General features: G+C 57.0%; 20 protein-coding genes, 1 rRNA gene and 1 other annotated feature. Of the genes, 11 read left to right on the top strand and 10 right to left on the bottom strand.

What is annotated here, in order from left to right:
* Positions 1-32: 32 nt before the first annotated feature.
* Entirely contained in the window at positions 33-1322 is a 1290-nt protein-coding gene (locus tag D7I37_RS11260) for an HlyC/CorC family transporter (protein WP_061795053.1), read from the bottom strand.
* A 42-nt stretch (positions 1323-1364) separates the two neighbouring features.
* Complete coding sequence (locus D7I37_RS11265) at positions 1365-2156, bottom strand: inner membrane protein YpjD (protein ID WP_061795054.1); 792 nt, start codon at positions 2154-2156, stop codon at positions 1365-1367.
* Between the two features lie 169 nt (positions 2157-2325).
* On the opposite strand from D7I37_RS11265, the gene ffh reads away from it, so the two are divergent.
* The 5 genes from ffh to rplS all read left to right on the top strand — a co-directional run bounded on the left by ffh (position 2326) and on the right by rplS (position 5943).
* A complete protein-coding gene (gene ffh, locus D7I37_RS11270) occupies positions 2326-3687 on the top strand; it encodes a signal recognition particle protein (protein WP_061795055.1) in 1362 nt (453 codons plus the stop codon).
* A 214-nt stretch (positions 3688-3901) separates the two neighbouring features.
* Positions 3902-4150, top strand: coding sequence for a 30S ribosomal protein S16 (gene rpsP, locus D7I37_RS11275; RefSeq protein ID WP_004932501.1), 249 nt, complete (start codon positions 3902-3904; stop codon positions 4148-4150).
* Positions 4151-4168: 18 nt separating this feature from the next.
* Positions 4169-4717, top strand: a complete 549-nt coding sequence (gene rimM, locus D7I37_RS11280) for a ribosome maturation factor RimM (protein WP_061795057.1) — start codon at positions 4169-4171, stop codon at positions 4715-4717.
* Positions 4718-4769: 52 nt separating this feature from the next.
* Positions 4770-5537, top strand: coding sequence for a tRNA (guanosine(37)-N1)-methyltransferase TrmD (trmD, locus tag D7I37_RS11285; protein ID WP_061795058.1), 768 nt, complete (start codon positions 4770-4772; stop codon positions 5535-5537).
* Between the two features lie 49 nt (positions 5538-5586).
* Positions 5587-5943 carry a 50S ribosomal protein L19 gene (gene rplS, locus D7I37_RS11290; protein WP_061795059.1) on the top strand — a complete coding sequence of 119 codons (357 nt, stop codon included), beginning with the start codon at positions 5587-5589 and terminating at the stop codon, positions 5941-5943.
* Between the two features lie 128 nt (positions 5944-6071).
* Here the strand turns inward: rplS and D7I37_RS11295 are convergent, their stop codons facing one another.
* From D7I37_RS11295 to D7I37_RS11310, 4 genes are all read right to left on the bottom strand, one after another.
* Complete coding sequence (locus D7I37_RS11295; RefSeq protein ID WP_061795060.1) at positions 6072-6290, bottom strand: DNA-binding transcriptional regulator; 219 nt, start codon at positions 6288-6290, stop codon at positions 6072-6074.
* 70 nt (positions 6291-6360) lie between these two features.
* On the bottom strand, positions 6361-6876 hold the full coding sequence (locus D7I37_RS11300) for a lysozyme (RefSeq protein WP_129543687.1): 516 nt from the start codon (positions 6874-6876) through the stop codon (positions 6361-6363).
* Positions 6860-7081, bottom strand: a complete 222-nt coding sequence (locus tag D7I37_RS11305; protein ID WP_061795062.1) for an HP1 family phage holin — start codon at positions 7079-7081, stop codon at positions 6860-6862. The genes D7I37_RS11300 and D7I37_RS11305 overlap by 17 nt, the downstream gene beginning before the upstream one ends.
* 261 nt (positions 7082-7342) lie before the next feature.
* Positions 7343-8107: a YdiY family protein gene (locus D7I37_RS11310; RefSeq protein WP_165283093.1), complete on the bottom strand. Its 765-nt coding sequence runs from the start codon at positions 8105-8107 to the stop codon at positions 7343-7345.
* Between the two features lie 520 nt (positions 8108-8627).
* Here D7I37_RS11310 and D7I37_RS11315 point away from each other — a divergent pair.
* Together D7I37_RS11315 and tyrA are read left to right on the top strand one after the other, a co-directional pair.
* A complete protein-coding gene (locus D7I37_RS11315) occupies positions 8628-9701 on the top strand; it encodes a 3-deoxy-7-phosphoheptulonate synthase (protein ID WP_061795064.1) in 1074 nt (357 codons plus the stop codon).
* Positions 9702-9707: 6 nt separating this feature from the next.
* Positions 9708-10829 carry a bifunctional chorismate mutase/prephenate dehydrogenase gene (gene tyrA, locus D7I37_RS11320; protein ID WP_095095824.1) on the top strand — a complete coding sequence of 374 codons (1122 nt, stop codon included), beginning with the start codon at positions 9708-9710 and terminating at the stop codon, positions 10827-10829.
* Positions 10830-10869: 40 nt separating this feature from the next.
* On the opposite strand, the gene pheA is transcribed toward tyrA, so the two are convergent.
* From pheA to bamD, 4 genes are all read right to left on the bottom strand, one after another.
* Positions 10870-12027, bottom strand: a complete 1158-nt coding sequence (gene pheA, locus D7I37_RS11325; RefSeq protein WP_061795066.1) for a bifunctional chorismate mutase/prephenate dehydratase — start codon at positions 12025-12027, stop codon at positions 10870-10872.
* A 42-nt stretch (positions 12028-12069) separates the two neighbouring features.
* Positions 12070-12196 (bottom strand) — a sequence feature (Phe leader region).
* Positions 12148-12195 carry a pheA operon leader peptide PheL gene (gene pheL, locus D7I37_RS11330; RefSeq protein WP_103946649.1) on the bottom strand — a complete coding sequence of 16 codons (48 nt, stop codon included), beginning with the start codon at positions 12193-12195 and terminating at the stop codon, positions 12148-12150. It overlaps the preceding feature by 48 nt.
* Before the next feature lie 120 nt (positions 12197-12316).
* Complete coding sequence (gene raiA / locus D7I37_RS11335; RefSeq protein ID WP_061795067.1) at positions 12317-12658, bottom strand: ribosome-associated translation inhibitor RaiA; 342 nt, start codon at positions 12656-12658, stop codon at positions 12317-12319.
* 311 nt (positions 12659-12969) lie between these two features.
* The gene (gene bamD / locus D7I37_RS11340) at positions 12970-13701 is read right to left on the bottom strand and encodes an outer membrane protein assembly factor BamD (protein ID WP_061795068.1); all 732 of its coding nucleotides are present in this window, start codon (positions 13699-13701) and stop codon (positions 12970-12972) included.
* 131 nt (positions 13702-13832) lie between these two features.
* Between bamD and rluD the strand changes: the two genes are divergently transcribed.
* From rluD to D7I37_RS11365, 4 genes are all read left to right on the top strand, one after another.
* On the top strand, positions 13833-14810 hold the full coding sequence (gene rluD, locus D7I37_RS11350) for a 23S rRNA pseudouridine(1911/1915/1917) synthase RluD (protein ID WP_061795069.1): 978 nt from the start codon (positions 13833-13835) through the stop codon (positions 14808-14810).
* A complete protein-coding gene (yfiH, locus tag D7I37_RS11355; protein WP_061795070.1) occupies positions 14810-15544 on the top strand; it encodes a purine nucleoside phosphorylase YfiH in 735 nt (244 codons plus the stop codon). Before rluD ends, yfiH begins: the two co-directional genes overlap by 1 nt.
* Positions 15545-15675: 131 nt before the next feature.
* Complete coding sequence (clpB, locus tag D7I37_RS11360) at positions 15676-18249, top strand: ATP-dependent chaperone ClpB (protein ID WP_061795071.1); 2574 nt, start codon at positions 15676-15678, stop codon at positions 18247-18249.
* A 560-nt stretch (positions 18250-18809) separates the two neighbouring features.
* Positions 18810-20351, top strand: a 16S ribosomal RNA gene (locus D7I37_RS11365).
* The last annotated feature ends 80 nt before the right edge of the window (positions 20352-20431 follow it).

Raw genomic sequence — 20431 nt, forward strand, 5'->3', positions numbered from 1 at the left:
AACATCGCGTCTTTTTTCTTTCCGGCTGCCGGTCAGTGGCTTTCTACGCTGGACTGCAGCGACTTGATCGGCGTCACCCGCACCTGTTTGATCATATTGTCCTGCACGTCGAGGATCTCCACCTCGTAATGGCCGACGCGCACCCGGGTGCCGACCTGCGGGATCTCCTCCAGCTCCTCCAGCAACATGCCGTTGATGGTGCGCGCCTCGATGGCCGGCAGGGTCCAGTTGAACGCCTTGTTCAGTTCGCGCACGTTGGCGGTGCCGTCGATCAACACCGAACCGTCGCTCTGCGGGTTGACCTCTTCCGCCAGCGTCGGTGACATCGAGGTGGTGAAGTCGCCGACGATCTCTTCGAGGATGTCTTCCACCGTCACCAGCCCCTGAATATCGCCGTACTCGTCGACCACGATGCCGACCTTCTCCTTGTTGCGCTGGAACTTCACCAGCTGCACGTTGAGCGGCGTACCTTCCGGCACGAAATAGATTTCGTCGGCGGCGCGCAGCAGGTTCTCTTTGTTGAACTCTTTTTTCTCGGTCATCAGGCGGTAGGCCTCGCGCACCCGCAGCATGCCGATGGCGTCGTCCAGCGAGCTGCGGTACAGCACGATGCGGCCATGCGGCGAGTGGGTGAGCTGGCGCATGATCGATTTCCAGTCGTCGTTGACGTCGATGCCGACGATCTCGTTGCGCGGCACCATGATGTCGTCGACCGTCACCTTCTCCAGATCCAGCACCGAAATCAGCATGTCCTGATTGCGGCGTGAAATCTGCGACTGCGATTCCTTCACGATGGTGCGCAGCTCATCCTTGCTGACGGCGTCGCTGATGCGCACGTTGGTGCGGATGCCAAACAGCCGCAGCACCAGGCTGGTGATGCCGTTCAGCAGCCAGACCAGCGGGAACATCACCTTTTGCAGCGGCGCCAGCAGCATACTGCTCGGGAAGGCGATGCGTTCGGGGTACAGCGCGGCGAAGGTTTTAGGCAGCACCTCGGCGAACAGCAGCACGGCGAAGGTCAGCACGCCGGTGGCGATCGCCACGCCGAGATCGCCATATAGCCGCATGCCGACGATGGTCGCCAGCGCGGAAGCGAGAATATTCACCAGGTTGTTGCCGATCAGCACCAGGCCGATCAGGCGGTCCGGCTTCTGCAGCAGCTTTTCCACCCGGCGGGCAGAGCGGTTGCCCTGCTTGGACAAGTGGCGCAGCCGATAACGGTTGAGCGTCATCATGCCGGTTTCGGAGGCAGAGAAGTATGCGGAAACCACAATCATCACCACCAGGATAACGATCAGGGTCCCTGTCGACACGTGCTCCAACGCGGTATTCCTTATATGAGGGAAAAGATAGCCTGAGGCGGCTTAGCGCACCATCACCTGCTGAATCAGACGGCTGCCGAAGTAGGCGAGCGTCAGCAGGAAGGCACCCACCAAGCTGAACCAGACAACGCGGCGACCGCGCCAGCCTTCATGATAATGGCCCCACAGCAACACGATATACACGAACCACGCCATGATCGACAGCACGGCTTTGTGCACGTTCTCTTTGCTGAACAGGTTATCCATATACAGCAGACCGGTGCACAGGGTGAGCGTCAGCAGCACCACGCCGATCTGGGTGATGTGAAACATTTTGCGCTCGATGCTCATCAGCGGCGGCATATCGGCGCTGAAGGTGAGCCTTTTGTTTTTCAACAGGTAATCCAGCCAGGCCAGCTGCAGCGCATACAGCGCGGCGATAATCAGCGTGGCGTAGGAGAACAGCGCCAGGCCGATATGCACCATCAGCTCCGGGCTGGCCTCCAGGTGGGTGATGAACTCACCGGGCATGAAGCTGGCGAACGCCAGGTTGATCATCGCGAAGCTGTAGACGATCGGCAGCAGGAACCAGCCGCGATCGCGGGAAGCGACGAAGGTCATTACCGAGCAGATAATCAGGCTGACGATCGAGCCGATATTCAGCAGGCTGAGGTTCTGCCCGGCGCTGACGTCAAAGATGCGCTGCTGCAGCGCGATGGCGTGGCAGATCAGCGCCACCACCGCCGAGACGAGGGCAAGCCGACGGTATGCGCTGTTCTTCCGCAACAAGCTGGGAATGATCAGTCCAAGGCTGAGCAGGTAGGCCATCAAAGCGACAATGGAGAAAACTGGCATAGCGTTTAATTTTGCTTCGGCGTGGTTAATTGGATGGTCAGTATAGCGTTGTGCGCGCCCCACTCCAACCGATCTCCAACGCTGAGGCAGAGATCCGCGCCGCTTCGTGTTATAATCGCCGCAATTGTGTCGCCAGTGCGGCCTGTCATTACACGTTGAGCATGAGACGATGTTTGAAAATTTAACCGATCGATTGTCGCGCACCCTGCGCAATATCAGCGGCCGTGGGCGGCTGACCGAAGAGAATATCAAGGAAACCCTGCGTGAAGTGCGCATGGCGTTGCTGGAAGCGGACGTTGCGCTGCCGGTGGTTCGCGACTTCATCAACCGCGTCAAAGAAAGCGCGGTTGGCCATGAAGTCAACAAGAGCCTGACGCCGGGGCAGGAATTCGTCAAAATCGTCAAGAGCGAGCTGATTGCCGCGATGGGCGAAGTGAACACCGAGCTGAACCTGGCGGCCCAGCCGCCGGCGGTGGTGCTGATGGCGGGCCTGCAGGGCGCCGGTAAAACCACCAGCGTGGCGAAGCTCGGCAAGTTCCTGAAAGAAAAACAGAAGAAAAAAGTGTTGGTGGTGTCGGCGGACGTTTACCGCCCGGCGGCGATCCGCCAGCTGGAGACGCTGGCGGAAGGCGTCGGCATCGATTTCTTCCCGTCTGACGTCAAAGAAAAGCCGATCGACATCGTCAACCGCGCGCTGCAGCAGGCCAGGCTGAAGTTCTACGACGTGCTGATCGTCGATACCGCCGGCCGCCTGCACGTTGACGAAGCGATGATGGACGAGATCAAGCAGGTGCACGCGGCGATCAAGCCGGTGGAAACCCTGTTTGTGGTCGACGCCATGACCGGCCAGGACGCCGCCAATACCGCAAAAGCCTTTAACGAAGCGCTGCCGCTGACCGGCGTGGTGCTGACCAAGGTCGACGGCGACGCGCGCGGCGGCGCCGCGCTGTCCATCCGCCACATCACCGGCAAGCCGATCAAGTTCCTCGGCGTGGGCGAGAAGACCGACGCGCTGGAGCCGTTCCACCCGGACCGCGTGGCATCGCGCATCCTGGGCATGGGCGACGTGCTGTCGCTGATTGAAGATATCGAAAGCAAAGTCGACCGCGAGCAGGCGGAGAAACTGGCCAACAAGCTGAAGAAGGGCGACGGTTTCGACCTGACCGACTTCCTCGAGCAGCTGAAGCAGATGCGCAACATGGGCGGCATGGCCAGCATGTTGAGCAAGCTGCCCGGCGCGGGCCAACTGCCTGACAACGTGAAGTCGCAGATGGACGATAAGGTACTGGTGCGCATGGAGGCCATCATCAACTCGATGACGCTGAAAGAGCGCGCCAAGCCGGAAATCATCAAGGGGTCGCGCAAGCGCCGCATCGCGATGGGTTCCGGCATGCAGGTGCAGGACGTCAACCGCTTGCTGAAGCAGTTTGACGAAATGCAACGCATGATGAAGAAGATGAAAAAAGGCGGTATGGCGAAGATGATGCGCGGCATGAAGGGTATGATGCCGCCGGGCTTCCCGGGCCGCTGACAGGCGCACGCACCCTGAGTGCGAGCGCGTTCAGCATTTGCCGTTCGCGGTGAAAACCGCCCGAAATTTGACTGGCTGCAAAAGTTGTCCGTCGCGATCTACGCTTTAGATTGCTTTTTGCGCCAAAATGAGTAAAATTTTCGGGCTTTTTATATTGCAACCGGGCCCCGTCCCTCAATGGGGCCCGGCTGTTTTATTAACTAAAGAGGATGTTATGGTAACAATTCGTTTGGCACGTGGCGGCGCTAAAAAGCGTCCGTTCTATCAAGTAGTAGTGACCGACAGCCGCAACGCTCGTGATGGTCGTTTCATCGAGCGCGTAGGCTTCTTCAACCCGATCGCATCTGGTCAGGCTGAAGCACTGCGTCTGGACCTGGACCGCATCGAACATTGGGTCGGTCTGGGTGCAACCGTTTCTGATCGCGTTCACGCGCTGATCAAAGACGCCAAGAAAGCAGCTTAATCTGTCGCGGTGGTGGCAATGAGCAAGCAACTCAAACCGGTAGCACCTAAGCAGCCGATCGTACTCGGTAAAATGGGGTCTACTTACGGCATTCGTGGTTGGCTCAGAGTGTTTTCATCCACCGAGAACGCCGAAAGCATTTTTGACTATCAGCCCTGGTTTATCCAGCAGGCGGGTCAGTGGCAGCTTGTCGAGTTGGAAGACTGGAAGCGCCACAGTCAGGATCTGATCATCAAGGTCAAAGGCATTGACGATCGGGACGCGGCGAATCTGCTGACTAATCGCGAGATTATGGTGGATTCTGAGCAACTTCCTCCGCTGGAGGGTGATGATTACTACTGGAAAGACCTGATGGGCTGCCAGGTAGTCACCACCACCGGCTACGAACTGGGTAAAGTCGTCGATATGATGGAAACCGGTTCGAACGATGTGATGGTTGTGAAAGCGAACCTGAAAGATGCGTTCGGCATGAAGGAGCGGTTGATTCCGTTTCTTCATGGGCAGGTTATCAAGAAAGTCGATCTCGCTGCTCGAGTTATCGAAGCAGATTGGGATCCTGGTTTTTGATCTCCGGATCAGACGGTCGAAGCAAGTGGAATAACAGTATGGGGATTGGCTTGTGTTCATTGGTATTGTAAGCCTGTTTCCCGAGATGTTCCGCGCAATCACCGATTACGGAGTGACGGGCCGGGCAGTAAAAAATGGCCTGCTGAGCGTGCAGTGTTGGAGTCCGCGTGACTTCACCTACGACCGGCATCGTACCGTGGACGATCGCCCATACGGCGGCGGCCCGGGAATGCTGATGATGGTGCAACCCTTGCGGGAAGCCATTCATGCAGCGAAAGCAGCGGCAGGCGAGGGAGCAAAGGTGATTTATCTGTCACCTCAGGGGCGCAAGCTGGATCAAACCGGCGTGTGCGAACTGGCGACCCATCAGAAGATGATTCTGGTGTGCGGTCGCTACGAAGGGATAGACGAGCGCGTGATCCAAACCGAAATTGACGAAGAATGGTCAATCGGCGATTACGTTCTCAGCGGCGGGGAACTGCCGGCGATGACCCTGATTGATTCAGTCGCCCGATTCATACCGGGTGTGCTGGGCCATCAGGCCTCAGCGGAAGAAGATTCTTTCGCCGACGGATTGCTGGACTGCCCGCACTATACCCGCCCCGAGGTGTTGGAAGGGATGGAGGTTCCGCCGGTTCTGCTGTCGGGCAACCATGCCGAGATACGTCGCTGGCGCTTAAAGCAGTCGCTGGGCCGTACCTGGCTTAGAAGACCTGAACTTCTAGAAAGCCTAGCTCTGACTGACGAGCAAGCGGTGTTGCTGGCTGAGTTCCAACGGGAACATCAGGCCAGGCAACAGGACTATGAAGGGAACGTCTGACATCAGACGAGACCGATATAATCAGTTTACCTAGGGTAAGAGACATATTATGAGCAACATTATTAAGCAACTCGAACAAGAGCAGATGAAGCAAGACGTACCTGCATTCCGTCCAGGTGATTCCCTGGAAGTTAAGGTATGGGTCGTTGAAGGCAGCAAAAAACGTCTGCAGGCATTCGAGGGCGTGGTTATCGCTATCCGTAACCGCGGTCTGCACTCTGCATTCACTGTTCGTAAGATTTCCAACGGCGAAGGTGTTGAGCGCGTATTCCAGACTCACTCCCCAGTAATCGACAGCATTACTGTTAAACGTCGTGGTGCCGTTCGTAAAGCCAAACTGTACTACCTGCGTGAGCGTACTGGTAAGGCTGCTCGTATCAAAGAGCGCCTGAACCGCGTAGGCTAACGCTGCATCCAAAAGTTAATAGCTATGAAGGGGTTGGCATTACGCCAACCCCTTTTTTTATGCACTGAAACCCAGAGGGCCATCTGGCGATGGGCATAAAAAAGCCCGCTGGCGCAGGCTCTTTTCGCTTACAGCGCCGCGGCGCGCTGCTTGCTTTTCTCCGGGTGCGGCTGCGCCGGAATGATGTCCCCCGGTTTGACTATCACCCGCGCGACGGACTCGTGCGTGGCGAAAGTGCAGCTGCAGTTAATGTTCTGGCATTGATGATAGCGTTCCTTGGTCGATTCGCTCAGGTAGCGGCTGGAGCGAGTATGGGCCACGTTACCGCAGAGTGGACAGTGCATCATAAAAACCCCCTTGAACAAAGTAAGTGAAAGTTGGCTTGGCATGGGCCGAAGTGAAACGCTGCGTTCATCGTCATGTGGCCTCGATGCCTTTCAGGCACAGTGCGCGTTCCGTTGCACGTCGTCGCTCCAGTCCCTTGTTGGTCTTGCCCTTGACATAAACCCAGCGTGGCAACTGGTCGCAGGCTTGCCGCCATTGATGTTGCCGAAGAAAGTAAACCAGCGTAGAGCCGCAGGCGGCTTTGACGCCGACGTTGAAGGCAAAGGCGATAATCGCATCATAGGTCTCCTGCGGGAGATCCGGCGGCAGGCAGGCGGCCATACCGCGCTCGGTGCGCCGAACGTCAGCCACTAAGTCCGCCGCGGCTCGATGTTCATTGATGATGGCACCCGGCACCACGCCGGCGGTATGGCTTATGCCCTGAGTCCATATGCCGGCGCTGCACTGATAGGGCGAAAGCTGGCATCCTTCCAGATCGGCGATCAGCCTGAGGCCGGCCTCTGAGGTTTTCAGCTCTGCGGCCTGCGGCAGCAGCATGGCTATCGCCAGCACGGCGGCGATGCTGCAGCGTTTAGCGATTGCACTCATCGTAGATCCTCCCCCGTGATGCCGCGTCGCGCTCGATGGCCTTCAATACCTGCAGGCTTTTGCGCCGGTAATACCAGTTCACCAGGAAGGTGCCGATACCTACCGCTGCGCCTACCAGAAAGGCGATATCCTGGGGTGAAAGCTTGCCCAGCCAGGCGAGAAACAACGCCATGGCATAGGTGATAAATGAGGTGATCTTCTCCATGGCTTATCCTCGCTCTTCTCTGCCCTGCGCCGGATCCTGGCGCGCGGCATCGATAAGGTACGGAGCTGCAGGTCCTGTGATATTTGAATTTTTCATGCTCCGATCCCGTGCAATAATTACTGTATATACATACAGTATTAAGCTATTTGCTAAAGTCGTCAATAGCGCGATGAATATTTTTAGCAAATTGTACAATTGGTCGACTGGGGCATAAAAAAAGCCCATCTATGATGGGCTTACAGAAAAGGCGAGGAAGGGGGCCTACAGGTCGTAGACCAGCGTTACCGAGGTGGTGGTATCGGTGTTCTTTGGCGCCGAGGCCGGCGGTTTGCTGTTGTAGGTCACGGTGTAGGCCACGCGCAGCGAGAATTTATCGTTAATCGCCACGTTCAGGGCGCTTTCCGAGTTCAGCGTGGTTTCTTCGTTCGCCAGCGCGGAGACGCCCTGGATAAACTTGGTGTTGTCGGTCAGCTGATAGGAATAGTTGGCCGCGCCGTAGGCCAGCGCTTTGGTGGCGCGGCCGCCGCCATGGTATTCGTCATGACGCACGCCGGGACCCAATTCCACCCGCAGATCGCTGAGCGGCCCGTTGAGGATCTGGCGACCGTAACCGCCGGTCAGCGTGGAGCGTGAATCGTAACCGTTGAAGCGATCGCTCAGCCAGCTGGCCTGGCCAAACAGATAGTTGCGGTCGGTCAGGTTGTAGCGGGTACGGCCGCCGGCCTGGTATTTTTCGGATGAGCGCACGTTGGAGGAGGTGGTGTTGTTGGCCGCCCCCCACAGGCTGTACGCCGCGTCGCTGTTGAACCAGGTCATGTTGGTGTTGGCCAGCAAGGTAGAGCTTTGCGAGTTGCCGGACTGGGCGTTGTAACCCGCTTGAACGTTGCCTTCAAACGGCTTCTTGGCGGTGGCCGGATCGTCCATCGCGGTGAAAAGCGTATTGTCGGCAAAGGCTGAAACACTGGTGATGGTCGTTAAGCAGCAAATATACAGCGGAATAGCGCGACGAGCGCGTAAAGAGAGCATTTTGGATCCAGTTGTTAGGGGTGGTTATAGGTGATGACGGTCACATTATATCGATTCGCCTCTGGGACAAAAATAGCCTCCATTAGCTTAAGTTTTTAATTTCATCACCTTACTTATTCACTTTTCTTCTACTTAATTAATCGCTTCCCGCGGCATATCATGCTGAGTGCCCTGAGTGTTATTCCGGACATTGCGGCCGGCTGGCATTCTCTGTGGGGAGGGCGGCGATGTAAAATTTATTGTACAATTTAGTTTACGGAGTTGAGTGCGATTACCCGCAAGGATCAAAACGGCAAGGAGAGGGTGTCTTGGGCGGAGGTAAGGGTTTATTTTGTTTAATATCAATAAATTGATTTAATTTCTCCTCTGCATGAAACGAGGTTTTAGCCTGCGCAATCAAGAGGGTAATTTTTTATTTACGCATATCGGATTGAAAACTTTACATCGCATGGTAAGGTAGAGTCCTGAAACGCTCAATGTTCCATTTCAACGCATAACGGCAAACGACAGGAATAGCATCATGCAAAAAGACGCGCTCAATAACGTACACATCAGTGCCGAACAGGTTTTAATCACGCCGGAAGAGCTGAAGAACCAGTTCCCGCTCAGCGCCGACGATGAAAATGAAATCGCCTCCGCGCGCAAAACCATCGCCGATATTCTGCAGGGGCGCGATCACCGCCTGCTGGTGGTGTGCGGGCCCTGTTCCATCCACGATCCGGATGCGGCGCTGGATTACGCCCGTCATTTGAAAACCCTGGCGGCTGAATTGAGCGATCGGCTGTATATCGTTATGCGCGTCTATTTTGAAAAACCCAGAACCACTGTCGGCTGGAAAGGCTTGATCAACGATCCTTACATGGATGGTTCGTTTGACGTTGAGGCCGGTTTGCACATCGCGCGTCGCCTGCTGCTGGACCTGGTGGGCATGGGCCTGCCGTTGGCGACCGAAGCCCTGGATCCCAACAGCCCGCAATACCTCGGCGATCTGTTCAGCTGGTCGGCCATTGGCGCGCGCACCACTGAATCGCAGACGCACCGCGAGATGGCCTCGGGCCTGTCGATGCCAGTCGGTTTCAAAAACGGCACCGACGGCAGTCTGGGCACCGCCATCAACGCCATGCGCGCCGCCGCCATGCCGCACCGTTTCGTCGGTATCAACCAGGCGGGGCAGGTGTGCCTGTTGCAGACCCAGGGCAACCCGGACGGCCACGTGATCCTGCGCGGCGGCAAGACGCCAAACTACAGCGCTGAACACGTTGCGGCCTGCGAAAAACAGATGCTGGATGCGGGACTCCATCCGTCCTTGATGATAGATTGCAGCCATGGCAACTCGAATAAAGATTATCGCCGTCAGCCGGCGGTTGCCGAGTCCGTGGTTGAGCAGATCAAAGCGGGCAACCGTTCGATCACCGGCATCATGCTGGAAAGCCACCTGCATGAAGGCAACCAGTCTTCCGAGCAGCCGCGTGCGGACATGCGTTACGGCGTTTCCGTTACCGACGCCTGCATCAACTGGGAGAGCACGGAGACCCTGCTGCGCCATATGCATCAGGAACTCGGCGCTGCGCTGACGGCCCGCACTGGAGAGTAGTGAGTTATGGTGGCTGAACTGACCGCGTTGCGCGATCAAATCGACGAGGTAGACAAGGCGCTGCTGGATCTGCTGGCGAAACGCCTGCATCTGGTGGCGGAAGTGGGTGAGGTGAAAAGCCGCCACGGACTGCCGGTTTATGTGCCGGAACGCGAGGCGGCGATGCTGGCCTCACGCCGTAAAGAGGCGGAAAACCTTGGCGTGCCGCCGGATCTGATCGAAGACGTGTTGCGCCGCGTGATGCGCGAGTCTTACGTCAGTGAGAACGACAAAGGCTTTAAAACCCTGAATCCTGAACTGCGCCCCATCGTCATTATCGGCGGCGACGGGCAAATGGGGCGGTTGTTCAACCGCCTGCTGACGCTGTCGGGCTATCAGGTCAGGGTATTGGATCGGGAAGACTGGCCGCAGGCGGAACGCTTGCTGGCGGATGCCGGCATGGTGATCGTCAGCGTGCCGATCCACGTGACCGAGCAGGTGATTAGCCGCCTGCCGCCGCTGCCGGACGACTGTATCCTGGTCGATCTGGCGTCGGTAAAAAACCGCCCGCTGAATGCGATGTTGGCGGCGCACGGCGGCCCGGTGGTCGGTTTGCACCCGATGTTCGGCCCGGACGTGGGCAGCGTGGCCAAGCAGGTGGTGGTCTATTGCGATGGGCGCCAGCCGGAAGCCTATCAGTGGCTGCTGGAGCAGCTGCAGGTTTGGGGCGCGCGCCTGCACCGCATCAGCGCGGTGGAGCACGACCAGAATATGGCCTTTATTCAGGCGCTGCGCCATTTCGCGACCTTTGCCTACGGCCTGCATCTGGCGGAGGAGAACGTTCAGCTGGAACAGCTGCTGGCGCTGTCTTCACCTATCTATCGACTGGAGCTGGCGATGGTCGGCCGGCTGTTTGCGCAGGATCCGCAGCTGTACGCCGACATCATCATGTCTTCCGAAGAAAATATCGCGCTGATCAAACGCTACTACCAGCGTTTCGGCGAAGCGATACAGCTGCTGGAGCACGGCGATAAACAGGCGTTTATCGAGAGCTTCCAGAAAGTGGAGCACTGGTTCGGCGACTACGCCCAGCGCTTCCTGGTGGAGAGCCGCACGCTGTTGCGGCAGGCCAACGACAGCCGGCAGTAAGACAACAGGGTTCGGCATGCCGAACCCTTATTCATGGCATTCAGGACGGGTTGACCGGTACCACGGTGTCGCTCGGGTAGCAGCCCAGCACCTTCAGCGAACGGGTGATCGGCGCCAAGTCCCGCAGCGCTTTTTGCATCGACTCAGAACGCAGGTTGGCCTGCACATCGATATAAAACATCTCTTCCCACGGATTGCCGTTGATTGGGCGCGACTCCAGCTTGGTCATGATGATGCCGTTGTCGCGCAGCACCAGCAGCGCTTCGACCAATGCGCCAGACTGCTGGCCGGTGGCCATGATCAGCGTGGTTTTGGCCGGGACCTGTTCGGAAACCTCAATCGCCTTGCGCGCCAGCACGATAAAGCGGGTGATGTTCTGTTGCTGATTGGCCAGGTTATGCTCCAGCACCTGCAGGCCGTACAGCGCGCCGCCGGCTTCGCTGCCCAGGGCCGCCACCTTCGGTGAATTCAGCTTGGCGATTTTCTCCATCGCGTCGGCGGTACTTTCGGTGTAGACGATTTTCCAATGCGGGAAACGGTTGATGAACTGACTGCATTGCTGGAAGGGTTGCGGGTGGCTGTAAACGGTTTCGATCTGCTCCAGGGTGCTGTCGCCGGCCACCAGTACGCAGTGGTCGATAGGGTTGGTCAGTTCGCCGACGATCGACAGGCTGGTGTGCTGCAGCAAATCGTAGACGTCGTTAATCGACCCCGAACTGGTGTTTTCGATCGGCAGGATAGCGTAATCCGCCTGGCCGGTTTCCACCTGGGCGAAGATATCCTGAAACTTCTGGCAGCCGCACTCAATCAGCTGATCGAAGTGGCGAGCGGCGTATTGGCGCGCCGCCAGGTGCGAATAGGAGCCTTTTGGCCCGAGGAAGGCGATGCGGGCCGAGTGTTGGCTGACGGGGTTTAACTGATGCTGCAACAACGCCTGTTGGGTCAGCACCGAGTCTTCGATGATCAGCTGGAACAGGCGGGTGACGTAGAAGCCGTCGAGATCGTAGGGTTTGGCGGCGGCGATCAGCGCATCCAGCAGGTCGCGTTCGCGCTCTTTATCGCGGATCGGCCGGTGAGAGTGCAGCTTGGTCTTGCCCACTTCCACCGCCAGCTCACGGCGCTCCGCCAGCAGGGCCAGCAGCTTCAGGTCCAGGGCGCTGATGCGCTCGCGCAGCACCAGTAACGGGTTGTCAGTCATAATCAGCTTCCGCCTTCTGTTCTTATACGTTGTAAAATAGCCATAAAAAAAGCCCCCTGTTTCCAGGAGGCTTTGCTGTTCGTCTTCGCATTCTTTATCACACGACGAAACGCCTCCCAATCAGGGGAAGGTAAAAAAGAATGCGAAGAAGAACGGTGTGCGTGTCATGTTTCATCCAGAGTCGGTGCGAACAGGTTTTAAAGTAACCGCTGGCCTTTGGCTCGTCAACAGAAAACCAGACAAAAAACGCGCCCTCAGGCGCGTTTGATGCGAAACAGCCGTTAAACGGTTATTCCTCTTCCGGCTCCACTTCCGGAACGATGTCTTTCACGCTGGCGGCGGCGCGGCGCGCTTCGCCCTTGTGCTGCACCTTGTTCAACTGACGCTCCAGCTTGGCGATCAGTTCGTTAACGGCGGTATACATGTCGTCATGTTTGGCGCTGGCGACCAGCGGGCCGTTAGGTGTGGTGATGGTGGCGTCGGCCACAAACCCTTTAGGTTCTTTGGATAAAACGATATGCGGGTTGATTAGCTGAGCCTGCCATTTATCCAGTTTGGTGAGACGGTCTTCGACGTGACTACGGATTGCGGGAGTGATATCCATTTGTTTGCTGGTAATGTTCAATGTCATATAACTTACCTCTCTGTCTTTCCGTCTTGGTGAATCCAGCATACCCCGCTTTTTGCTTAAATGCGTGATGAAAATCACGTTTTTTTGTCACTTTTTGCAAAGTTAGTTCAATCTGTGATTCAGCATCTGAATCGGTCATCTAGGGCTTGAGTCTTGTCGCCGGATGGCGCATTATCGATAGGATGACCGGCGTTGCAGTGTTGCTAACAACGTGTTTTTGCTTATGTATTTGTCCAGTGCAACGCAGCGTCATCGCCAATGAAAACGGCAGCCTCGGCTGCCGTTTGGTTTTCCTGCCGTTGCCAGCCAGATTACTGCGGGTTGGCGGCGATCACTTTGGCCACTTTATCGGCCTGACCGCTCAACTGCAGCTGCTTGTAGGCGTTTTCCATCAGCGGCAGCGCGTCGCGCGTCGCCTTGGTATCCGGATATTCGCGCAACATCTGTTCGGCGCGATTAACGACCGCGACGTAAGCACCGCGTTTAGTGTAGTATTCCACCACCGAAAGCTCATACTTGGCCAGGCGGTCTTTCAGATACACCAGACGCTTGTTGGCGTCGGTTACGTACTGGCTGTTCGGATACTGCTGAATCAGCTGGCTGAAGTCGCGGAACGCAGCGCGGGCGTGCTGTGGATCGCGGTCTGAACGGTCGACCCCGAAGAAGCCCTGCAACGCACTGTCATCCAGCGCCATATCGGTCAGCCCACGCATGTACATCACGTAATCGATGTTCGGGTGCGTCGGGTTCAGACGCATGAAGCGATCGATAGAGGCCTGAGCCAGCGGTAAATCGGCAGATTTATAGTAGGCGTAAATCAGGTCCAGCTGGACCTGCTGAGAGTACGGCCCGAAAGGATAGCGGTTATCTAACGCTTCGAGTTGCGTAATCGCGCCCTTAAAGTTACCGTCCTGCAGTTTTTGCTGGGCAGTAGCATAGATTTCCGAAGGTGGGTTGTCGGGAACCGCATCCTTGGATGTGGAGCAACCTGCCAGCGCCAGGCTCAACGTGGCTGCCGCCACCAGATATTTCATACGCGTCATGACGTTTTGATTATCCTCAGGGTGTTATTCCGGGAGACTGTCCGTTAAGCTCCCGACAAAGACCAGGTACAATAGCACATTATATTAAACGGCATCGCCGTGAAAACCCAACGTTAACGAAGAAGCTGCATATGGCACAACAAGTACAACTCACCGCAACGGTGGCCGAATCTCAACTCGGACAACGTTTAGATCAGGCTTTGGCCGAATTGTTCCCTGATTATTCACGATCTCGCATAAAAGAGTGGATCCTGGACGATCGGGTGCAGGTCAATGGCAAAACGACAAACAAGCCGAAAGAGAAGGTGCTGGGGGGAGAGACGGTCGCCATTGATGCACAGATAGAAGAAGACGCCCGTTGGGAACCGCAAGACATTGAGCTGAATATCGTCTACGAAGACAGCGACATTCTGGTGATCAACAAGCCGCGCGGCCTGGTGGTTCACCCTGGCGCCGGCAACCCGGACGGCACGGTGCTGAACGCGCTGCTGCACCACTACCCGGAAATCGCCGATGTGCCGCGCGCCGGCATCGTGCACCGTCTGGACAAAGACACCACCGGTCTGATGGTGGTGGCGAAAACCGTACCGGCGCAAACCCGGCTGGTGGAAGCGCTGCAGGCGCGTGAAATCACGCGCGAATACGAAGCGGTGGCGATTGGCACCATGACCGCCGGCGGTACCGTCGACGAGCCTATTTCGCGCCATTCCACCAAGCGTACCCACATGGCGGTTCACCCGATGGGCAAACCGGCGGTGACTCACTACCGCATCATGGAACACTTCCGCGCCCATACCCGCCTGCGCCTGCGTTTGGAAACCGGCCGTACGCACCAGATCCGCGTGCATATGTCTTATATCAGCCATCCGCTGGTGGGCGACCCGCTGTACGGCGGCCGTCCGCGTCCGCCAAAAGGCGCCTCGGAAGCCTTTATCAACACGCTGCGCGGCTTCGACCGCCAGGCGCTGCACGCCACCATGCTGCGTTTATACCATCCGATCAGCGGCATCCAGATGGAGTGGCATGCGCCGCTGCCGCAGGATATGGTCGATCTGATCAACGCGCTGAAGGTCGATACCGAAGAGTTCAAAGATCAGATGGATTGGTAATGACGTCGCTCATTCTGCCCGACTGGCCGTTGCCTGCGGGCGTTAACGCCTGCAGCACCACCCGCGGCGGCGGCGTTAGCCTGCCGCCTTACGATTCGCTCAACCTCGGCACCCACGTGGGGGACGAGGCGCAGGCGGTGGCGCGCAACCGCGAGCGGCTGGTGGCCGGCGCAGGCCTGCCGCAGATGCCGGTCTGGCTGGAGCAGGTGCATGGCACCCGTGTACTGCGGCTGGAGGGGCAAACGCCCGTCGACCTGCGGGCGGACGCGGTATACAGCAATGTGCCGGGGCAGGTGTGCGCCGTGATGACGGCGGATTGTTTGCCGGTGCTGTTCTGTTCCGAAAACGGCGATGAGGTGGCTGCCGCGCACGCCGGTTGGCGTGGGCTGTGCCATGGCGTGCTGGAGCAAACTCTGGCGGCGTTCGCCGCTGAGCCCGGCAGTATCAGCGCCTGGCTGGGCCCGGCGATCGGTCCCCGGCAGTTTGAGGTCGGGCCGGAAGTGCGCGCCGCCTTTATCGAGGCGGACACCGCCGCCGCCGCCGCGTTTACCCCGCGCGGCGGCGATAAATTCCTGGCGGATATCTATTTATTGGCCCGCCAGCGGTTGCAGCGCGCCGGCGTTAACGCCGTTTACGGTGGCGACCGCTGTACGCTAAGCGAAACGAGTCATTTTTTCTCCTATCGACGCGATGGAATAACCGGACGTCTGGCAAGTTTAATCTGGCTGATATAACCTATTGAATTAGGACGATCCAACGACGCATGATTGCAGTACCGAAAATATAGAGTCGAGATAACCTTGAAAATTTGAGGGATGACCTCATTTAATCTCCAGTAGCAATTTCGACCCATCTTGGAGGTGTTATGCGTCTGGATCGTCTTACCAACAAATTCCAGCTTGCCCTCGCCGATGCCCAATCCCTAGCCCTTGGGCACGACAACCAGTTTATTGAACCGTTACATCTGATGAGCGCCCTGCTCAATCAGGAAGGGGGCACGGTTCGCCCACTGTTAACTTCCGCCGGTATCGACGCCGGGCGCGTGCGCACCGAAATCGAACAGGCATTGTCCCGTTTACCTCAGGTCGAGGGCACCGGTGGCGACGTTCAACCGTCTCACGAGCTGGTGCGCGTACTGAACCTGTGCGACAAGCTGGCGCAGAAACGCGCGGACAAATTCATTTCTTCCGAGCTGTTCGTCCTCGCGGTGCTTGAAGATCGCGGTTCGCTGACCGACCTGTTGAAAGCGGCCGGCGCGACAGCCGACAAGATCAGCAAAGCCATTGAACAAATGAGGGGCGGTGACAGCGTGGAAGATCAAGGGGCTGAAGATCAGCGTCAGGCATTGAAAAAGTACACTATCGATCTGACCGAGCGCGCCGAGCAGGGCAAACTCGATCCGGTTATCGGCCGTGACGAAGAAATCCGCCGCACCATTCAGGTGCTGCAACGTCGTACCAAAAACAACCCGGTGCTGATCGGCGAACCTGGCGTGGGTAAAACCGCCATCGTCGAAGGCCTGGCGCAGCGCATCATTAATGGCGAAGTGCCGGAAGGGCTGAAGCACAAGCGCGTATTGTCTCTGGATATGGGCGCGCTGATCGCCGGGGCCAAATATCGCGGTGAATTTGAAGAACGTCTGAAAGGCGTGCTGAGTGACCTGGCGAAACAGGAAGGCAGCGTGATCCTGTTCATCGACGAACTGCACACCATGGTTGGCGCGGGCAAGGCCGACGGCGCCATGGACGCCGGCAACATGCTGAAACCCGCGCTGGCGCGCGGGGAGCTGCACTGCGTCGGCGCCACCACGCTGGATGAATATCGCCAATATATAGAGAAGGATGCGGCGCTCGAACGTCGTTTCCAGAAAGTGTTTGTGGCGGAGCCGACCGTTGAAGACACCATCGCCATTCTGCGCGGCCTGAAAGAGCGCTATGAGCTGCACCACCATGTGCAGATCACCGATCCGGCCATCGTGGCGGCGGCGACCCTGTCGCACCGTTATATTTCCGATCGCCAACTGCCGGACAAGGCCATCGACCTGATCGATGAGGCGGCGTCGAGCATTCGCATGCAGATGGATTCCAAACCGGAATCGCTCGATCGCCTGGAACGCCGCATCATTCAGCTGAAGCTGGAACAGCAGGCGCTGAATAAAGAGTCTGATGACGCCAGCAAGAAACGTCTGGAAATGCTCAGCAGCGAGCTGGAGCAGAAAGAGCGCGAATACTCAGAGCTGGAAGAAGAGTGGAAAGCCGAAAAGGCCTCGCTCTCCGGCACTCAAAATATCAAGGCCGAACTCGAGCAGGCCAAGATAACTCTGGAGCAGGCCCGCCGTACCGGCGACCTGGGGCGGATGTCCGAGCTGCAATACGGCAAGATCCCCGAGCTGGAGAAACAGCTCGAAGCCGCTACCCAGGCCGAAGGCAAAACCATGAAGCTGCTGCGCAACCGGGTCACCGATGCGGAGATCGCCGAAGTGCTGGCGCGCGCCACCGGTATTCCGGTAGCCAGAATGCTGGAGGGCGAGCGCGATAAGCTGCTGCGCTTGGAGCAAGAGCTGCATTCGCGGGTCATTGGCCAGGATGAAGCGGTCAGTGCGGTATCCAATGCGATTCGCCGCAGCCGTGCCGGGCTGTCCGATCCTAACCGGCCGATCGGTTCGTTCCTGTTCCTCGGCCCGACGGGGGTGGGGAAAACCGAGCTTTGCAAGGCGTTGGCTTCGTTCCTGTTCGACAGCGACGACGCCATGGTGCGTATCGACATGTCCGAGTTTATGGAAAAACACTCGGTATCGCGGCTGGTGGGCGCCCCCCCAGGCTATGTCGGTTATGAAGAGGGCGGTTACCTGACCGAAGCGGTGCGCCGCAGACCTTATTCGGTGATCCTGCTGGATGAAGTGGAGAAGGCGCACCCGGACGTGTTCAACATTCTGCTGCAGGTATTGGATGACGGGCGCCTGACCGATGGCCAGGGCCGCACCGTCGACTTCCGCAATACCGTGGTGATCATGACCTCGAACCTGGGCTCCGATCTGATCCAGGAGCACTTCGGTCAGATGAACTACGCGCAGATGAAAGAATCCGTCATGGAAATGGTGAGCCATCACTTCCGTCCGGAATTCATCAACCGTATAGATGAAGTGGTGGTGTTCCACCCACTCGGCCAGAAACACATTGCCGAGATCGCCAAGATTCAGCTGGCGCGTCTGTATAAACGTCTGGAAGAGCGCGGTTACGAAGTCACCATGACCGAGCCGGCGCTGGAACTGTTGGGTAAAACCGGTTTCGACCCAGTCTATGGTGCGCGCCCGTTGAAACGCGCCATCCAGCAGGAGATCGAAAACCCGCTGGCGCAGGAAATCCTTTCCGGCAAGCTGGTCCCGGGGTTGCCGGTGACGCTGGACGTGGAAGGCGAGCACATCGTTGCCCGTCAGTAACGGCGATTAAGAGTAATAAAGATAAAAGGGAGCGGGCAACCGCTCCCTTTTCTTTATCTCTATTCTGTAGGCTTTACCGGGTTTGCTGCTCTAACCGCGCCTAAAAGCCGTTTTTCTGGCTAATAAACATCCTAAAATGACGTCGTTGGCGATTATTTGAACGCTTGAAAAGTTTTTTGCATTTAGGGGTTGCGGCGTTCTGAGAACTCCCTATAATGCGCCTCCACTGACCGGGAACAACGACTCCTCTAACGAGAACCAGTCGCCCAGCCAGGAAGAAGCAAGCCGGTGAAAACGCCGTTTCTTAATAAGAAAAAAGCTTGACTCTTCAGCGGGAAAGCGTAATATGCACCTCCCGCGTTACCGAGAGTTATCTCTCAGTAACCAACGCTCTTTAACAATTTATCAGACAATCTGTGTGGGCACTCCACAAGACGATATCCAGTACCTTCGGGTACGAAAAAATATCAAGTCTTGAAGAGTGACTAGCTTGTAAAAAAGCAATTTTTGAAGCAGTAACCTTTGAGCATCGCTTCACGAGTTGAAGCAAATCAAGCTTTTAATTGAAGAGTTTGATCATGGCTCAGATTGAACGCTGGCGGCAGGCCTAACACATGCAAGTCGAGCGGTAGCACAAGAGAGCTTGCTCTCTGGGTGACGAGCGGCGGACGGGTGAGTAATGTCTGGGAAACTGCCTGATGGAGGGGGATAACTACTGGAAACGGTAGCTAATACCGCATAACGTCTACGGACCAAAGTGGGGGACCTTCGGGCCTCACGCCATCAGATGTGCCCAGATGGGATTAGCTAGTAGGTGGGGTAATGGCTCACCTAGGCGACGATCCCTAGCTGGTCTGAGAGGATGACCAGCCACACTGGAACTGAGACACGGTCCAGACTCCTACGGGAGGCAGCAGTGGGGAATATTGCACAATGGGCGCAAGCCTGATGCAGCCATGCCGCGTGTGTGAAGAAGGCCTTCGGGTTGTAAAGCACTTTCAGCGAGGAGGAAGGGCGATGTCTTAATACGGCATCGCATTGACGTTACTCGCAGAAGAAGCACCGGCTAACTCCGTGCCAGCAGCCGCGGTAATACGGAGGGTGCAAGCGTTAATCGGAATTACTGGGCGTAAAGCGCACGCAGGCGGTTTGTTAAGTCAGATGTGAAATCCCCGCGCTTAACGTGGGAACTGCATTTGAAACTGGCAAGCTAGAGTCTCGTAGAGGGGGGTAGAATTCCAGGTGTAGCGGTGAAATGCGTAGAGATCTGGAGGAATACCGGTGGCGAAGGCGGCCCCCTGGACGAAGACTGACGCTCAGGTGCGAAAGCGTGGGGAGCAAACAGGATTAGATACCCTGGTAGTCCACGCTGTAAACGATGTCGATTTGGAGGTTGTGCCCTTGAGGCGTGGCTTCCGGAGCTAACGCGTTAAATCGACCGCCTGGGGAGTACGGCCGCAAGGTTAAAACTCAAATGAATTGACGGGGGCCCGCACAAGCGGTGGAGCATGTGGTTTAATTCGATGCAACGCGAAGAACCTTACCTACTCTTGACATCCAGAGAACTTTCCAGAGATGGATTGGTGCCTTCGGGAACTCTGAGACAGGTGCTGCATGGCTGTCGTCAGCTCGTGTTGTGAAATGTTGGGTTAAGTCCCGCAACGAGCGCAACCCTTATCCTTTGTTGCCAGCGATTCGGTCGGGAACTCAAAGGAGACTGCCGGTGATAAACCGGAGGAAGGTGGGGATGACGTCAAGTCATCATGGCCCTTACGAGTAGGGCTACACACGTGCTACAATGGCGTATACAAAGAGAAGCGAACTCGCGAGAGCAAGCGGACCTCATAAAGTACGTCGTAGTCCGGATTGGAGTCTGCAACTCGACTCCATGAAGTCGGAATCGCTAGTAATCGTAGATCAGAATGCTACGGTGAATACGTTCCCGGGCCTTGTACACACCGCCCGTCACACCATGGGAGTGGGTTGCAAAAGAAGTAGGTAGCTTAACCTTCGGGAGGGCGCTTACCACTTTGTGATTCATGACTGGGGTGAAGTCGTAACAAGGTAACCGTAGGGGAACCTGCGGTTGGATCACCTCCTTACCTAATGATATCGATTCGCGTGAAGTGCTCACACAGATTGTCTGATAGAAAGTAACGAGCAAAGCGCTACCTGTTGATGT

The sequence above is a fragment of the Serratia sp. 1D1416 genome (genome assembly GCF_003641105.1).
Classification (GTDB): Bacteria; Pseudomonadota; Gammaproteobacteria; order Enterobacterales; family Enterobacteriaceae; genus Serratia; species Serratia ficaria.

Bases quoted from the DNA above. Each gene is read 5' to 3' on its own strand.
- bamD (WP_061795068.1), bottom strand. From the start codon at position 13,701: ATGACGCGTATGAAATATCTGGTGGCGGCAGCCACGTTGAGCCTGGCG.
- D7I37_RS11295 (WP_061795060.1), bottom strand. From the start codon at position 6,290: ATGATGCACTGTCCACTCTGCGGTAACGTGGCCCATACTCGCTCCAGC.
- pheA (WP_061795066.1), bottom strand. From the start codon at position 12,027: ATGACTGACAACCCGTTACTGGTGCTGCGCGAGCGCATCAGCGCCCTG.
- rpsP (WP_004932501.1), top strand. From the start codon at position 3,902: ATGGTAACAATTCGTTTGGCACGTGGCGGCGCTAAAAAGCGTCCGTTC.
- D7I37_RS11305 (WP_061795062.1), bottom strand. From the start codon at position 7,081: ATGGAGAAGATCACCTCATTTATCACCTATGCCATGGCGTTGTTTCTC.
- rplS (WP_061795059.1), top strand. From the start codon at position 5,587: ATGAGCAACATTATTAAGCAACTCGAACAAGAGCAGATGAAGCAAGAC.
- tyrA (WP_095095824.1), top strand. From the start codon at position 9,708: ATGGTGGCTGAACTGACCGCGTTGCGCGATCAAATCGACGAGGTAGAC.
- yfiH (WP_061795070.1), top strand. From the start codon at position 14,810: ATGACGTCGCTCATTCTGCCCGACTGGCCGTTGCCTGCGGGCGTTAAC.
- D7I37_RS11265 (WP_061795054.1), bottom strand. From the start codon at position 2,156: ATGCCAGTTTTCTCCATTGTCGCTTTGATGGCCTACCTGCTCAGCCTT.
- ffh (WP_061795055.1), top strand. From the start codon at position 2,326: ATGTTTGAAAATTTAACCGATCGATTGTCGCGCACCCTGCGCAATATC.
- D7I37_RS11310 (WP_165283093.1), bottom strand. From the start codon at position 8,107: ATGCTCTCTTTACGCGCTCGTCGCGCTATTCCGCTGTATATTTGCTGC.
- D7I37_RS11300 (WP_129543687.1), bottom strand. From the start codon at position 6,876: ATGAGTGCAATCGCTAAACGCTGCAGCATCGCCGCCGTGCTGGCGATA.
- D7I37_RS11315 (WP_061795064.1), top strand. From the start codon at position 8,628: ATGCAAAAAGACGCGCTCAATAACGTACACATCAGTGCCGAACAGGTT.
- rluD (WP_061795069.1), top strand. From the start codon at position 13,833: ATGGCACAACAAGTACAACTCACCGCAACGGTGGCCGAATCTCAACTC.
- clpB (WP_061795071.1), top strand. From the start codon at position 15,676: ATGCGTCTGGATCGTCTTACCAACAAATTCCAGCTTGCCCTCGCCGAT.
- raiA (WP_061795067.1), bottom strand. From the start codon at position 12,658: ATGACATTGAACATTACCAGCAAACAAATGGATATCACTCCCGCAATC.
- rimM (WP_061795057.1), top strand. From the start codon at position 4,169: ATGAGCAAGCAACTCAAACCGGTAGCACCTAAGCAGCCGATCGTACTC.